At 36.0% G+C, this 15,891-nt stretch carries 12 protein-coding genes; 7 read left to right on the top strand and 5 right to left on the bottom strand.

Annotated elements, in window-relative coordinates:
• Positions 1-79: 79 nt before the first annotated feature.
• On the bottom strand, positions 80-619 hold the full coding sequence (locus ABN099_RS05240; RefSeq protein WP_349462623.1) for a fimbrial protein: 540 nt from the start codon (positions 617-619) through the stop codon (positions 80-82).
• Positions 620-1,296: 677 nt separating this feature from the next.
• Between ABN099_RS05240 and mrpI the strand changes: the two genes are divergently transcribed.
• Positions 1,297-1,857, top strand: a complete 561-nt coding sequence (mrpI, locus tag ABN099_RS05235; RefSeq protein ID WP_349462622.1) for a phase variation DNA invertase MrpI — start codon at positions 1,297-1,299, stop codon at positions 1,855-1,857.
• A 435-nt stretch (positions 1,858-2,292) separates the two neighbouring features.
• Here mrpI and ABN099_RS05230 read toward each other — a convergent pair whose 3' ends face one another.
• On the bottom strand, positions 2,293-3,516 hold the full coding sequence (locus tag ABN099_RS05230) for an RtcB family protein (protein WP_349462621.1): 1,224 nt from the start codon (positions 3,514-3,516) through the stop codon (positions 2,293-2,295).
• Positions 3,513-4,652, bottom strand: a complete 1,140-nt coding sequence (locus tag ABN099_RS05225; RefSeq protein ID WP_349462724.1) for a slipin family protein — start codon at positions 4,650-4,652, stop codon at positions 3,513-3,515. Before ABN099_RS05225 ends, ABN099_RS05230 begins: the two co-directional genes overlap by 4 nt.
• Positions 4,653-5,191: 539 nt before the next feature.
• Between ABN099_RS05225 and rtcR the strand changes: the two genes are divergently transcribed.
• Together rtcR and rnz are read left to right on the top strand one after the other, a co-directional pair.
• Positions 5,192-6,787, top strand: a complete 1,596-nt coding sequence (rtcR, locus tag ABN099_RS05220) for an RNA repair transcriptional activator RtcR (protein WP_349462620.1) — start codon at positions 5,192-5,194, stop codon at positions 6,785-6,787.
• A 9-nt stretch (positions 6,788-6,796) separates the two neighbouring features.
• Positions 6,797-7,714: a ribonuclease Z gene (gene rnz, locus ABN099_RS05215; RefSeq protein WP_349462619.1), complete on the top strand. Its 918-nt coding sequence runs from the start codon at positions 6,797-6,799 to the stop codon at positions 7,712-7,714.
• 77 nt (positions 7,715-7,791) lie between these two features.
• On the opposite strand, the gene ABN099_RS05210 is transcribed toward rnz, so the two are convergent.
• Positions 7,792-8,472: a DUF421 domain-containing protein gene (locus tag ABN099_RS05210; protein WP_349462618.1), complete on the bottom strand. Its 681-nt coding sequence runs from the start codon at positions 8,470-8,472 to the stop codon at positions 7,792-7,794.
• A 271-nt stretch (positions 8,473-8,743) separates the two neighbouring features.
• Between ABN099_RS05210 and ABN099_RS05205 the strand changes: the two genes are divergently transcribed.
• Positions 8,744-9,379, top strand: a complete 636-nt coding sequence (locus tag ABN099_RS05205) for a hypothetical protein (protein ID WP_349462617.1) — start codon at positions 8,744-8,746, stop codon at positions 9,377-9,379.
• A 370-nt stretch (positions 9,380-9,749) separates the two neighbouring features.
• Positions 9,750-11,753 (top strand): BCCT family transporter, encoded by a 2,004-nt coding sequence (locus ABN099_RS05200; RefSeq protein ID WP_349462616.1) that lies wholly within the window; start codon positions 9,750-9,752, stop codon positions 11,751-11,753.
• A gap of 234 nt (positions 11,754-11,987) precedes the next feature.
• On the opposite strand, the gene hpaR is transcribed toward ABN099_RS05200, so the two are convergent.
• Positions 11,988-12,425: a homoprotocatechuate degradation operon regulator HpaR gene (hpaR, locus tag ABN099_RS05195; RefSeq protein WP_349462615.1), complete on the bottom strand. Its 438-nt coding sequence runs from the start codon at positions 12,423-12,425 to the stop codon at positions 11,988-11,990.
• A gap of 582 nt (positions 12,426-13,007) precedes the next feature.
• On the opposite strand from hpaR, the gene hpaC reads away from it, so the two are divergent.
• On the top strand, positions 13,008-13,526 hold the full coding sequence (hpaC, locus tag ABN099_RS05190) for a 4-hydroxyphenylacetate 3-monooxygenase, reductase component (protein ID WP_349462614.1): 519 nt from the start codon (positions 13,008-13,010) through the stop codon (positions 13,524-13,526).
• A 605-nt stretch (positions 13,527-14,131) separates the two neighbouring features.
• Complete coding sequence (gene dtpB / locus ABN099_RS05185; RefSeq protein ID WP_349462613.1) at positions 14,132-15,610, top strand: dipeptide/tripeptide permease DtpB; 1,479 nt, start codon at positions 14,132-14,134, stop codon at positions 15,608-15,610.
• Positions 15,611-15,891: the final 281 nt, after the last annotated feature.

Genomic DNA, 15,891 nt, shown 5'->3' with positions numbered 1-15,891 from the left:
TTTCTCCGTAAGAAAAAATCGTTAAAAAATAGACACAGGAAATAAAGCTCTGTATATCCTTATACAGAGCTGCTTTTTCTTACTGATAAGTCAGTGCGAAAGTTGCGATAGCAGTGAAGTCACCTGGAACAGCTGCTTCTGCTGTAGAACCTTGTAAGTAAGCAGCGAAGTTCAGGTCGTTGTTACCATCACGTAAAGTTTGAGCAGCACTTGGTGTGCCTAATTTGATTTGTTGACCACCCGCATCGGTGATAACAACAGCAGCATTTTTAGCGATACCTTCAATGCCTAAAGAACCCGCTAAAATGTCAGCAGCTTCAGAACCAGTGAAAGTTGTTTGAACTGATTTATAAGTTTCAGTTGTACAGTTAGTTAAAGAAATTTTAAAATCACGAGAGTTACTACGACCACCATCTTTTAATGCAGAAGTAGCAACTTGTCCTAATGGTACAGTTTGATTTTCTGTATCAGGCGTAATTGAACATGGAGCGTCAATAATAGAACCAACAAATTTAACTGTACCATGACCTTGGTCTTTTACTGGATCAGCAGCGAAAGCAGAGCCAGCAGCAACAGATAAACCTAAACCTAGAACTAATGCTAATTTATTTAATTTCATCTTTTTGTTTCCTGAAATATAAAGGACGAAGACATTAAAAATAATAAATTTGTTAGAAATGAATTATTCCTAACAAGGTGACTCACTTATTGAGTTTTTTAATTTTGGTATACCTAAGCCCGTCCTAATCGAAATTAAATATCGTTAGAAACAAAACAAAATACACCAAATTGTTTTGTTAAAAATATTCCACTCGACCAGATTCATTTTTAGATAATCATTCTTTAAATTTCAGAAAAAGAGCATATAGCTCTAGGTGTAACTACTACACTTTGTGAAAAAAGTAAAAAAAATTATTTCAAGACTTTAAACAAAGTAACCAATAGTTTATGTATGTAAAAATAATGATATATATCAATATGTTAAATATATTAAGGATGTGGGGAATATTAAATTTGACTTAAGTGAGAAGCCAGAGAATAATAGTAAACAATTTGGTGTATTCTGTTTATTTCTCTAAATACGAGTAATCTTTCCTACATATCTTCTCTTCATAAGTCTAACCAGACACTCCTCTTTTCTAAAAACAAATAAACTTTCAATAAACTTGTTTAAAATTAGCAAGTAAAATGACAAGTATAAAAAAAACACAACACTTTATTGATGCATATTAATTGCTATAGTGATGCATCAAATGACTCTTACTCACTATTATCTCATTGAAAAGGTTACGAAAAATGAAGCAGCGCAAATTTCTTACTCGTTTTGAGATCAATTCAATTTTGAAGCAAGCCAAAGAAGGTAGGTATCCAGAAAGAGATTACTGCATGTTTTTAATGTGTTTTTTGCATGGTTTTCGTGTTAGTGAGTTGTGCCGATTAACCTTAAGTGATATTGATTTAGAAAGTAGAATTATCTATGTCAGGCGCTTAAAAGGTGGATTGTCGACAACTCAACCGATTATTGAAGAAGAGTATGAAGCGTTAGTTAACTGGTTGAAAAAAAGAGAAACCTGGAGAGAAGCAGACTCAGAATGGGTTTTTTTATCCCAAAAAACAGGCGCTATTTCTCGCCAGCAAGTCTATGGTTTACTTAGACGTTTAGGTAAAGAAGCTAATGTATCCGTCATTCCCCATCCCCACATGCTACGCCATGCCTGCGGCTATGCACTCGCTGATTTAGGTAGAGATACCCGTCTAATCCAAGACTATTTAGGTCACCGCAATATTTCACATACCGTTATCTATACTGCAAGTAATTCAAAACGTTTTTTTAATATCTGGGAAACAAGAACTTAACAACTGGAATTTGATTAATATATTCTTGAACAATTAATATAGAAAATATAATAGCCTGTTATTTTACAATAAGAATAAAGGTAATTTTGCAATAATTAAGTAAATTAGGAATTGTTTTATAAAAAAATAAATAGTGAGTATTCTAGGTATTAATAATTTATTAATGATAATTTCGGAATAAAGATATTAATTAATTAAGTGCTCTTTTTTGGATTATCATTATTAAATAGATTCAAATTGATATTAAGAGATTACTCATTAAAAACATTTACTATTTAATGTTTAAATTTCAACCAATCAAGAAGGGTATGTAAGGCAATAATTTACTAGTCATTTCACTTTTATCATTTGTTTCTTATGCACACGCTATCATATGACACTATCCCCTACGTTATCGTTTGGGGATAGTTATGAATCATCTATGTAATCAACAAACTACCCTTTCACACAGACCACTTGGCGTAATGTATGAACAATCTCGACTAATGATGACTGCGCCTTCATTACTGCATCAATATCTTTATATGCCATCGGGATTTCATCAATCACATCTTCATCTTTACGGCACTCCACATGCGCTGTTGCCCTAATTTGATCTTCAATACTAAAGGCTTTTTTAGCCGCGGTTCTGCTCATCACTCGCCCTGCGCCGTGGCTACAAGAGCAGAAGCTTTCAGCATTTCCTTTTCCTCGAACAATAAAACTTTTAGCCCCCATAGAGCCAGGAATGATCCCCCACTCCCCTTTTTGAGCTGAAACAGCACCTTTTCGGGTAACGAGAACTTCTTCACCAAAGTGCATCTCTTTTTGCACATAGTTATGGTGACAGTTTACCGCCTGCTGTTGTGTGGAAAATGGCTTACTAATTTGTGATGATAATGCTGCAAGTACACGTTCCATCATAATTTCACGGTTATGACGAGCAAAATCCTGAGCCCACTCAACCGCTTCTATATAGTCATCATAAAAAAGAGTTCCCTCTTTTAGATAAGCAAGGTTTCTGTCTGGCAAATTAGCCAGATGTTCACGCATATCCTCTTGTGCCATTTGGATAAATAGTGTTCCGATAGCGTTACCAACACCACGAGATCCGCTATGTAGCATTACCCAAACGTTATCTGCTTCATCAAGACATAACTCAATAAAGTGATTTCCGGTTCCTAACGTACCAAGATGATGATAGTTATTTGTTTTCAATAACCGTGGGTATTTATCCGTTAAGACTTTAAAACGTCCTTCAAGTTGTTGCCAGTGTTGAGCAACAATTTCAGGTGGTTGATACCAAGCACCACGGTCATTTCCTGAACGGGTACTTGTTCTTCCATGAGGAACCGCCTTTTCTATCGCGGTTCTAATCGCAAACAAATTATCTGGCAAATCATTTGCGTGTAACGATGTACGTACTGCAATCATTCCACAGCCAATATCGACGCCAACCGCAGCGGGAATAATCGCACCTTTAGTTGGAATAACACTTCCTATTGTTGAGCCTTTTCCTAAGTGAACATCGGGCATAACCGCCATATGTTTAAAAATAAAAGGCATTTTAGCGGTATTGATAAGCTGGTTTAGCGCATCTTTTTCAACAGGAACACCATTGGTCCACATCTTAATATCTGAAGTTCCCACCGCTTGTACTAATTGGTAATCCTGTTTCATTCTTGTGCTCCTTTGATTTGCACTAATCCATTTAATACCTGGTCTAAACCACCATAAACGGAAATTCTATCAATTCTTTCGGCAATACGTTCTACGGTTTCCAACTCTTTAAGTCGTAATGCTACAGGGTTGTTTTCCATTACTTTTGCCGTATTCAATAATGAACGTGTTGCTGATGTCTCTTCTCGGCGGCGAATAACATTTGCTTGTGCAGATTTTTCTGCTTCGACAACCTGCGCTAAAATTGTTTTCATTTCTCCGGGTAAAACAATGTCTTTTACCCCTAAAGACGCAACTTCAATACCATATCCAGCGGTAACTTGGTCTATCTTTTCACTCACTAAGCTATCGATAAGTGATTTATTCTCTAGTAATTCATCAAGTGTTCGTGTTCCTACTGCTTCACGCAAAGCAAACTGCAACTCTTTATATAAGAACTCAAGAGGCGAACTCAGTTGTTGATAAGCAAGCAATACATCGCTATAACGCCAGTTGGCGGATAAGTTGATACGCAACGTTACTTTATCTTTGGTTAAAATTTCCTGCCCACTTACATCCAAAGATTGCAATCGCATATCGACCACTTCAACATCAATTTTGTGTTGATAACGCCAATACCCTTTTAACCCTGAAGTTAACAATGATTGTATTTCACCATCAATACGAATGATGCCGGCATGCCATGCAGGAATATCCACATTCAATAGCCCATCGCTTCCTTTTACTATTTGATTGCGTAATTTTGGCTGTTGTAATTTTTTTAGTAACACTGCTGGCACTTCTAGCTCTGTTGCTGGCAAGATCTCAAGAGCGCGCTCTGCATAACGCCAATATAAACGACGCGTTCCGGGTGCTAAAATCTCTTTGAGAATACCATTCTCATATAAAAGCCCTATTTGCTCATCCGATAGCACAATGTCAAAACCATACTCTTCAATCCACTGAGGATAGTATTGACGTAAAAATTCTGCTTTTTCACTCTCTAATGCTGCGCCATTTAAGGCGAACACATCCGCACTTAGCGCACGCTTAAAATCAATAAATTTATGTTCGCCTGCGGTTAACACTTTTATGTATTCATCTTTTTTCTTTAAAAGCGCTAACTGACCTTGTTTCACGATTATTGTTGTTTTTATCATTTTTGTTTTCTCTTCTTCTATATGTTCGTTTTTATTGCTTATATTGTGGGCTTACTTTTCCACGAGCCTTCTTTGCGAAACCGAAGGGAAAAGAAAAAAGGAACGATACTCTGTTTGTTTCTTCTTCTGCCAACAATCCAGCTCAGATGCTGGTGGATAAGTAAGGTGGCTATACATCCGCCACAACAATTTATTATTTACATTTGGAGGTGTAATTGGTTTTAGTGTCAGGAATCGAACCTAAAAATAACCGGCTTCACTAATCAGCGTCTTATTTTTAAAGGAACACATGCAGATAACACCTTTCGCTGTTCTTTATGTGCCTACCAGATCCAGAATCTGTTTTCAGACGATAAGAATATTGCCAATATCGTGCCAACTTTTTAAAACAAGAAAAAAATATTTTTAATGCATTGATTAATAATCAAAAAATAAATAATCGCAAAATAACAGCCATCAATAGAACTAAAAAATAACCATAGAAGCTTATCTTTTTATCTAGTAGATTATAAATATAGATAAATAGAATGGATGATATGATGAAACGCAAAGTGGTGATTGGTATTTTAGGGACAACATTAGATAAAAGAGGGAAAAGCCAGAAAAGATGGAATTTATGGCGACCCACTGTTGCAATTTGTCAGCAAGCGGCATTTCCAGTGAGTAAATTGGTGATGATCCACCAACCAAATGATTCAACACTTGCCTGTCGCATAACGGAAGATATTAGTGTTATCTCTCCTCACATACAGGTTTTGCCTTATGAAATTGATATCGGTGATCCTTGGGATTTAGAAGAGGTTTATAGCCACTTCCTTGATTTTGCTGTTAACTACCCTTTTGATACTGAAAATGAAGAATATTATGTGCATATCACAACAGGTACACATATTGCTCAGATCTGTTGGTTCTTGTTAACTGAAGCTCATTACTTACCTGCAAAATTATTGCAAACCTCACCATCAACAAAAATTGAAGATGAAAATGATGAGCAAAAAAGCCAATCAGCTATCGGTAGCTATGCTGTTATCGACCTTGATTTAAACCAATATGCCAAATTAACCAGCCGATTTGAGCACTATCATACTGAGTCGTTATCTTTTTTAAAATCGGGTATTGCAACACGTAATGAACGCTTTAATAGATTGATAGAACAAATCGAACGCGTTGCTTTACGCTCTTTTGCACCTATTTTGCTCACAGGTCCTACTGGTGCAGGTAAATCATTCCTTGCACAACGAATTTATCAATTACGTCAATCTCGCCACTTTGTAAAAGGACGTTTTATCGCCGTTAACTGTGCAACTTTACGTGGTGATAATGCAATGTCCACACTATTTGGTCATGTAAAAGGTGCTTTTACAGGGGCATTACAAGCTCGCCAAGGACTGCTAAGAGAGGCTGATCAGGGAATTTTATTTCTTGATGAAATTGCGGAACTTGGTTTAGATGAACAGGCAATGCTACTTAAGGCAATAGAAGAGAAATCTTTCTACCCTTATGGATCAGATACTGAAGTCCAAAGTGATTTTCAACTTATTGCTGGTACACACCGCAATATGGATAAGCAAATTGAGCAAGGGCTTTTTCGTGAAGATCTCTATGCTCGAATAAATATGTGGTCTTTTCATTTACCCAGTCTTGCACAACGAAAAGAAGATATCGAACCCAATATCGAATATGAACTACAAAATTTTGCTCAACTCTATCAAAAATCTATTCGTTTTAATCGGGATGCAAAATTACACTACATTCAATTTGCAACTTCAGAACATGCCATATGGCGCGGCAATTTTAGAGAACTGAGTGCCAGTATAACCAGAATGGCGACACTAGCCGAGAATGGTCGCATTACACAAACCTTGGTTGATGAAGAGATCTCTCGCTTAAAACAGAATTGGGGAATTTCTTCGCCTCCTTTATTCGATCAATCAGATCTTGATCTTTTCGATCTGAGTCAGCTTAATACGGTTATTAATACTTGCCAACGATCTTCGACGCTTTCTGAAGCAGGTCGAAAACTTTTTGCAGTATCTAGACAAAATAAAAAACAACCCAACGATGCCGATCGTTTACGCAAATATCTGGCTAAATTTGATTTAAGTTGGGATCAAATTCAAAACGGAGAATAATATCTAAATATGGAGCTAACTTTTCTTGGCACCAATGCCGGCGTTCCTTCAAAAGAACGCAATGTCACCAGTATGGTGCTTGATTTACAAAATAAACAAAAAAGTATGTGGATGTTTGATTGTGGTGAAGCTACCCAACATCAAATTTTGCATACGCGCGTAAAAGTACCGCGTTTAAATAAAATTTTTATTACCCATTTACATGGTGATCATATTTTTGGTTTACCGGGATTACTCTGTAGTCGTTCAATGGGGGGAACCGAAACACTATTAACTGTTTATGGTCCTACTGGGATTAAAGCATTTATAGAGACATCACTGAATTTAAGTCACTCTTATCTGACATACCCGATAAATATTGTTGAAATAGACCAAGCGGGTTTTCTGTTTGAGGAAGAAGGCATCAAAGTGAGTTGTGAAGCACTGTCTCACCCAGTACCTTGTTTTGGTTTTCGTTTAGAAGAAGAAAATAGTTTAGGTAAATTAGATGCCGAAAAACTAAAAGCTGAAAATATTCCATCAGGTCCTTGGCTTCAAGATTTAAAACAAGGGAAAATAGTCACATTACCCGATGGCAGAAAAGTCGATGGAAAAAATTACATTGGTCCTGAAATCAAAGGTCGTTGTATTGCGATATTTGGTGATACTCAACCCACACCATCAGCATTAACGCTGGCAAATAATACTGATGTTATGGTACATGAAGCCACCTTTAAACATGAAATGGCAGAGCAAGCAAATAGTCGAGGTCATTCAACCACAGTACAAGCGGCAGAATTAGCAAAAGCGGCTAATAGCAAAAAGCTTATTATTACGCATATCAGTAGCCGTTATTTACCTGAAGACACACCTGAACTGTTAGCAGAATGTCACCAAGTGTTTGAAAATACCGAGCTTGCTTCTGACTTTGCTATTTTTAAATTGTAGCGCCCTCTTTCTTCTATATTGAAGCAACCTAAAACCATATAGAAGAAAGAAATTAAAATAAGCGATCTATATGGTAACTACTTCTCTTCTAAAGAAGTCATTTTGGTTCGCTTTATCTTGCCATCTTGTAAAATAAAATTCACTTTTCCATCCCAAAATTCAGCTAAAAAGACATCTTCTGGTTTTTGAATATTTTGTCTTGTCATCTCTTCTTTTAACCAGGCTTCATCTTTATCTATTTGCTCTAATTCTGAAGCCCGGATCACACCATCTTTCATCACAATTAAAGATGGCATTTGTGCACCATCGCACACTACGGTTATTTGCCCATCAGGTTCAATTTGTGCATAGTTAACTTCTTGAAAAGAATGAATTCCTTGTGCATGAAGTCGAGAAGTAATATTAAGAATATCAATTTTATTCTTCTTCTCGGTGATATTTTCCATAATAAACTCTCCTTTCTTAATAATCGGAATAGGATTACCTATTGCCACTGCTCGGAAAAAATTAAATGTTTTACTAATATAATTTAGAAAGGAGATAAAACAGACACCAATAAGAAAAACGGTTACATATTGATATAGCGGAATAGCATCAGTGTAGATAACCCCTCCCATAATCCCACCCAAGACAAAATTACCAATGAAATCAATAGGTGTTAGCTGTGAAAGCTGCGTTTTTCCTGATAAATTCATATGAGCTAATATAATTGTAAACCCGATAATAAACTTAATAATGACAAGAAAATAATACTCCATTAGATGCTCACTTTTTAAAAATTGCTATTTATGATTATAAAACAAAAAATATTTACTGATGAAAATCCCAGAAAAATCATTATGTTCTTTATTAGATTTGACTAAGAATAAACACTTAATATACTTAGCCTTGTTGATTTTAAGAGTATAGCTATACTTATTATTATCACTTTAAGATAGTCTCTTAATATCAACTTATGGATTCTCGTATTTTTCTTACGTTAAACGAGATATTACCTAATTGTTTTGGATACATACTCTGGAGATAAAAATGAATAAAAAACTATTGGCTTCTTTAATTCTAGCAGGTCTTGTTACCATTACAGCAGGTTGTGATGATTCTTCTAAAAAAGTAGATGAGAGTATCGATAAAGCAAAAGAAACAGCCACCCAAGTTAGCGAAACAGCGCAAGATAAAGCGAATGAGCTAACTGAACAAGCAAAAGAAAAGGCTGCTGACTTAAAAGAAGATGCCTCAGCTAAAGCAGATGAATTAACAGAACAAGCTCAAGAGCTTAAAGATAAAGCTCAGCAAAAAGCTGACGAGTTAAAATCTCAGACTGATGAAAAAACAGATGCATTAAAAGAGAGTGTCTCTCAAAAAGCAGATGAATTAAAAGATTCAGCTTCAGCAAAAGCGGATGAAATAAAACAAAGCTTAGATGCTGAAAGTAATAAATTATCTGAAAAAGCAGCTGATTTAAAACAAGATGCAACGACCACCGCTGAAAACTTATCACAAGATGCAGATAAAAAAGTAGACCAACTAAAAGAAGACGCAGCAAAAACAAGTGACGAGCTAAAACAACAAGCTCAAGATGCAGAAAAGAAAGCATTAGATAAAGCTGACGAACTAACCGATCAAGCAAAACAAAAAATTGCTGATTTGAAAGCTGAAAATAAATAATCTAATTTCAGAAATTTTGATGTTACAAAAGCCAGTTACTTTAAACTGGCTTTTTTTGTGCAAAAAAACAGCTGGGGTTGATCGATTAAGCAAAAAATGTAACCATGTTCTCCTTTTTTCAACAGGAGAAACCTATTAAATTGTCGAAAGACTTGCCATCACAAATAATTAACACATTGATTTAATTGCAATATTCTTCATCTTGCGGAAAAAGTAATTTATATCCGTCCTTTTATAAAACTTCAATCTTATCTGATGTTTTATTCAAATTTTCTTATGAACTTTTCTTTTTCTGGTGCTTGATACAAAAAATCAGAAAAGAGATAGCGAAAAGTCTCTTTCTAAGAAAAATAACAAAAATAGGTTAGTTATGAGTCAACAAAACGATGTAATACCGACAAAAGTTAGGATGAAAATTAATCCTCCTGTTTTTTACACATCAGCAATATTAATTCTACTTGTTGTTGGATTCTCAGCACTCTTCCCTGATTTAGCAAATGATAAGCTAAGTCATCTTCAGGAAAATCTCTTCACTAATGCAAGTTGGTTTTATATTCTTGCCGTTGCATTGATTTTGCTGAGTGTGACTTATTTGGGGCTTTCCCGTTTTGGTGAAATAAAGCTAGGACCTGACCATGCTCGCCCTCATTTTAGTTACTTTGCTTGGTTTGCCATGCTGTTTTCTGCGGGTATGGGCATTGGCTTAATGTTTTTTGGTGTTGCAGAACCGGTAATGCATTATTTAATGCCTCCTACTGGAGAAGCTCAAACCATAGAAGCGGCAAAAGAAGCCATGCGATTAACCTTTTTCCACTGGGGACTACACGCTTGGGCAATTTACGCCATTGTTGCGTTAATTTTAGCTTTCTTCTCTTATCGTCATGGTTTGCCATTAACACTACGTTCAGCACTTTATCCTATTATTGGTGATCGTATACATGGTCCTATTGGTCATGCCGTGGATATTTTTGCTGTTATGGGAACGGTATTTGGCGTAGCAACATCTCTAGGTTTTGGTGTTTTACAAGTTAATGCGGGTTTAAATCACCTTTTTGATGTTCCTATTAATCCAACCGTTCAAGTCATTCTAATTGTTGTAATAACCGGTCTTGCAACTATTTCTGTTGTTTCTGGATTAGAAAAAGGGATCCGCTTTTTATCCGAACTCAACTTAGGTTTAGCCGTTATTCTTCTTTTATTAGTGATTATCCTCGGTCCAACTGTATTGATATTAAAATCTTTTGTTGAAAATACCGGGGGATATTTATCTGAGATTGTGAGTAAAACCTTTAATCTTTATGCTTATGAACCGAAATCTAGCGATTGGTTAGGAGGATGGACACTGCTTTATTGGGGGTGGTGGCTTTCATGGTCTCCTTTTGTTGGTATGTTTATCGCTCGAATATCTCGTGGTCGAACTATCCGTGAATTTGTTGTCGGTGTCCTGTTTGTTCCCGCTGGCTTTACTTTACTTTGGATGACAGTATTTGGTAATACCGCAATCCATTTAATAAAAGATAAAGGTGCCGAGGCTCTCGCCAATATTGTGCAACAAGATGTCTCCTTAGCCTTATTTGAATTCTTAAACTATTTTCCATTCTCATCTGTTTTATCCTTTTTTGCCATGCTGATGGTCATTGTGTTTTTTGTTACCTCTGCTGACTCGGGAGCTATGGTTGTGGATACCTTAGCCTCTGGTGGAGACAGCGAAACACCGGTATGGCAACGTATTTTTTGGGCAGCATTAATGGGTATTTCAGCAATCACTTTATTGTTAGCGGGGGGATTAAGCTCACTACAAACTGTCACAATTGCCAGTGCATTGCCTTTTTCTATCGTTCTGCTTGCTTCTATTTATGGATTAATAAAAGCATTACGTATTGATGTACATAAACGTGACAGCCAACAACTTGCGACAATTGCACCACAAGCAAGCCGTAATCCTATTCCTTGGCAGCGCCGTTTAAGAAATATCGCCTATTTTCCAAAACGTTCCCATGTAAAACGTTTTGTGGATGAAGTCGTTCACCCTTCAATGGAAATGGTCTCTGCCGAATTAAGCAAACAAGGTATTCAATGTCATATTGAAAATAGCGATGAAAGTCGTATTGGGTTTGAAGTCGATTTAGGTGATGACTTGAACTTTTTCTATGAAGTACGCTTACGATTTTATACTCAACCCGCATTTGCTTTAACCGGTTTAAGCGATGAAGAAAAAGATGAAGAGCATAAATATTATCGTGCGGAAATTCATTTAAAAGAAGGTGGGCAAGATTATGATGTGATGGGCTGGACAAAAGAGCAGATCATTCATGATATTCTTGACCAATATGAAAAACACATTCACTTCTTGCATGTGTTAGGTAAGCAATAAAAGTACCGATTAAGATTAATTGAGCCGAAATGACATAACCCGCATTTCGGCTCTGAAAAATTGTCATCACATTTGTTGCAACCACTGTACTTTCTTTCTCTCTCTCGTCCTTGAATATTGCGTTCAGACACTCTTTTATCCTTGAATTATCACCTTCAAGTCAAATACTTTGATGTTCACCAAATAAAAATAGCGGTCAGTCATTGCTGATGTTATTGCCAGTTTTAACTAGAACTATTTTTCTGGGGTATCCATATTTTCTGTATTCAGCGCAATTAACTCTTTTAATAACCCAGATAAGCACTGTAACTTTTCAGTTGAGAATTTTTGTTCTAATAATTGGTAGCCTTCATCAATTTTAGGCTGAATTTTATCGTATAAGTTTTGACCATTGACGGAGAGGGAAACAAACAACTTACGTTGGTCACTCACTGGTTTTAATCGGCAAATAAGCTCATCCCTTTCCATTCGGATCAGAATTCCAGTAAGGCTAGGTCGCAAAATACAGGCTTTTTGCGCTAATTCATGAAAATCGATAGAACGCTTATCTGCAAGTACTCGAATAATCCGCCACTGCTGTTCTGTCAAATTATGCGCTTTAAGAACGGGGCGAAAAAAACCCATCGCTGATTCCCGAGCTTGTAATAGCGCGATAGTTAATGATTCATGCATAATCAAGAATCTCTTTATAAGTGTTATAGGTGAAATGATGAAAAATCGCTTAATATAGACAGTGAAAAAGTACCGCTATTTATGATTTACAAAATGAACTATATTCTAAGAATAAACTATTTTTTACAATTATTCATATTAACAAATAAATAAACTTGACTCAATTTTTGCAATTTTTCATTTATCTTGCAATTGATGACTCTTATCATTTAATCGCTAATTCCCCTAATCCCACGGCATTACGCCTTAATCAAAGCTTGGCAATTCGTGTTATTTTTCTTATCGATATCTAAATTTAGCTATTCCTAGCGCAATAAATTATGAATAATCAGCACTAGCGATAAGGTTGTCTCACCGCTTTTTGAGATAAAGTTAACAAGTTGTAACAAAGAAAGATTGCTATCTTGGTTCATGCGCGGTAGCGTTACGGCTTTAAACTGACGCAACAAAGAAACCATCATAATTTGTGCAACTTTGTTTAGCGTTCGTAATTAGATAACTTGCCCTTGGTCTGTTACCTAATTAGTGATTATTTTAAGTGAAGACGCCCACAGACGAGAAGTCTGGTAGTAGGAGTAAAAAATGTCTGAGGAAAAACAGGCTAACCCACTTTTTCGCGATGCGATGGCAAGCTTAGGCGCAGCTGTCAATATCGTTGCAACAAATGGCGATGCAGGATGCTGTGGTTTAACCGCCACTGCGGTATGTTCAGTAACTGATAACCCACCTACTGTTATGGTTTGCATCAACAGTAAAAGTCAAATGAACACCGTATTTCAAGAAAATGGCAAATTAAGCATCAATATCTTAAATCACGAACAAGAAGAGATGGCTTGTCATTTTGCCGGAATGACAGGGCTTACAATGGCAGATCGTTTTACTCAACCAGGATGGCAAAATGGGCAATTACAGCAGCCCATTTTAGAAAATGCACTCGCCACTCTTGAGGGAGATATTTATGATGTGCGACAAGTCGGCACTCATTTTGTTTATATGGCAGAAATTAAACATATCTCAGTTCGCGAAGATGGTAATGGCCTTATCTATTTCAAGCGTCGTTTCCATTCTGTTAAAAATGAACTAGCTCCTATCACAGTTTAATTTTCTTCCACTCTTTTCTTGAGACAAAAAAACGCACTTTATTAAGCGCGTTTTTTTGTTATTTACTCATGGTATATTCCCAAATAATTAAATACTTATTTAAAATAAATGAATAATTATATTATGAGTGTTAAAGATACAATATTGGGGTGCCTATTAAATAATTATTAACATCTGTTTGTTATAAGAGTATATATTCTTATTATAACGAAAATTTTCTTTCTATAATCAATGAGTCATATTACAAGAAAGTTTTTATTATACTTTTTATTGTTTATTCTTATTTAGTTTCACACGATTAAAATATAAGCAACAAACTATCTTAATGGCGATGATTTATACTAAATATCAAATAAATCCGATTAATTGAAAATAAACTAATGAATATTTTTTTCAATCTGGTATTAATCTTACCCACAGTGTGATCAACCTTTGAGAAGTCATTCTATCAATATATTAGTCTACTCGACTTGCTGATTACCTTCTTAAATTTGCAAACATCACTCTCTATACGGTAGATAATGTTACCGACGTGTAACATTTGCCGTAAATTCGAGTCAATAACATCGTTGTGAAGATAAATAATAATTAGGGGCATTACAAACATGGATAAACCCGCTCAAGTCGGTTTATTACAACAGCCTAAACCATTCTTTATGATTTTCTTTGTGGAATTATGGGAACGTTTTGGTTACTACGGCGTACAAGGTATTCTCGCTGTCTATTTTGTTAATAAACTTGGGTTCTCTCAAGAACAAGCTTTTATTACTTTTGGTGCGTTCTCTGCACTGGTTTATGGGTTAATTTCAATTGGTGGTTATGTTGGTGACCACTTATTAGGAACAAAACGTACCATTGTTTTAGGGGCTATTGTTCTTGCTATCGGTTATTTTATGACCGGTATGTCAATAATGTATCCTAACCTTATTTTTTATGCGTTAGGGACTATCGCTGTAGGTAACGGCTTATTTAAAGCAAACCCTGCAAGTTTACTAGCTAAATGCTATCCACCAAAGGATCCTCGTCTTGATGGTGCATTTACTTTATTCTACATGTCAATCAACGTAGGTTCTCTGATCTCGTTATCTATCGCACCTGTACTAGCAGAGCGTTATGGATATGCACTGACCTATAATATCTGTGGTGTTGGTTTAATCATTGCCCTGTTGGTCTATATTTTCTGCCGCAAGATGGTGAAAGATATCGGTTCAGAGCCAGATAGCCGACCACTTAATTTCAAAAACCTCCTTTTAGTACTTATTGGTAGTGTAGCAATGGTGTTTGTTTGTGCATGGTTAATGCACAACGTGATGATTGCGAATATCGTTTTAGTCAGTCTGTCTATTATTGTTGTCTTTATTTATTTCCGTGAAGCATTTAAACAAAAAGATAGAGTTGCTCGTAATAAAATGTATGTTGCATTTGTTCTGATGCTCGAAGCAGTTGTTTTCTATATTCTGTATGCTCAAATGCCAACGTCACTAAACTTCTTTGCTATCCATAATGTTCACCATACATTATTGGGCTTTGATATTAACCCTGTTAGCTTCCAAGCATTGAATCCATTCTGGATTATTGTTGCCAGCCCTATTTTAGCTATCGCATATAGCCGCTTAGGCGCAAAAGGCAAAGACTTCTCAATGCCAGCGAAGTTTACCGCAGGTATGCTGTTATGTTCGTTAGGATTCCTTACAGCGGCAGCTTCAGGCATGTGGTTTGCTGATGCTAGCGGCTTAACTTCACCTTGGTTTATTGTTCTGGTTTATCTATTCCAGAGCCTAGGTGAGCTAATGATTAGTGCATTAGGTTTAGCAATGGTTGCAGCGTTTGTTCCACAATACATGATGGGCTTTATTCTCGGTATGTGGTTCTTAACTCAGGCAACAGCGTATTTACTGGGTGGTTATGTTGCCACTTTCACTGCTGCGCCAGAAGGTATTACTGATCCATTGCAAACATTGCCTATTTATACCGACGTATTTGGTAAGATTGGTATAGCAACCTTGATTGTCGGTTTAATTATGTGGGCAACAGTACCTCTATTAAACCGGATGATGAAAGAAGATACAAAAGTTACTGGTTAATACTTTAATACGGTAATCAGTCTGCATAATAAAAGCGCTTTAAAAAGCGCTTTTATTTTATCTATTGATTTACTTCACTTTAGTACAGCTTTTAAAATCTAGTTTTTAAAATCTAGTTTCTTAAGCCCCGTTTTTAAATATGGCTTAGCTGTTATTTGTTATTCATTTTGTCTCAAAAAATATTTTATCGCGCCCATATTGAGATGCGTATTTATCTCAATTTGCTTTTTATCGTATTCTTTTACTTTTATCTTCTTTTATTCTGTTCTATAAGTACTATC

It is taken from the genome of Proteus hauseri (genome assembly GCF_040139125.1).
Taxonomy (GTDB): domain Bacteria; phylum Pseudomonadota; class Gammaproteobacteria; order Enterobacterales; family Enterobacteriaceae; genus Proteus; species Proteus hauseri_B.
The sequence above is the reverse complement of the archived record's forward strand: the minus strand, read 5'-3'. Positions and strand labels throughout refer to the sequence as shown.

Bases quoted from the DNA above. Each gene is read 5' to 3' on its own strand.
- ABN099_RS05240 (WP_349462623.1), bottom strand. From the start codon at position 619: ATGAAATTAAATAAATTAGCATTAGTTCTAGGTTTAGGTTTATCTGTT.
- mrpI (WP_349462622.1), top strand. From the start codon at position 1,297: ATGAAGCAGCGCAAATTTCTTACTCGTTTTGAGATCAATTCAATTTTG.
- ABN099_RS05230 (WP_349462621.1), bottom strand. From the start codon at position 3,516: ATGAAACAGGATTACCAATTAGTACAAGCGGTGGGAACTTCAGATATT.
- rtcR (WP_349462620.1), top strand. From the start codon at position 5,192: ATGATGAAACGCAAAGTGGTGATTGGTATTTTAGGGACAACATTAGAT.
- rnz (WP_349462619.1), top strand. From the start codon at position 6,797: ATGGAGCTAACTTTTCTTGGCACCAATGCCGGCGTTCCTTCAAAAGAA.
- ABN099_RS05210 (WP_349462618.1), bottom strand. From the start codon at position 8,472: ATGGAGTATTATTTTCTTGTCATTATTAAGTTTATTATCGGGTTTACA.
- ABN099_RS05205 (WP_349462617.1), top strand. From the start codon at position 8,744: ATGAATAAAAAACTATTGGCTTCTTTAATTCTAGCAGGTCTTGTTACC.
- ABN099_RS05200 (WP_349462616.1), top strand. From the start codon at position 9,750: ATGAGTCAACAAAACGATGTAATACCGACAAAAGTTAGGATGAAAATT.
- hpaR (WP_349462615.1), bottom strand. From the start codon at position 12,425: ATGCATGAATCATTAACTATCGCGCTATTACAAGCTCGGGAATCAGCG.
- hpaC (WP_349462614.1), top strand. From the start codon at position 13,008: ATGTCTGAGGAAAAACAGGCTAACCCACTTTTTCGCGATGCGATGGCA.
- dtpB (WP_349462613.1), top strand. From the start codon at position 14,132: ATGGATAAACCCGCTCAAGTCGGTTTATTACAACAGCCTAAACCATTC.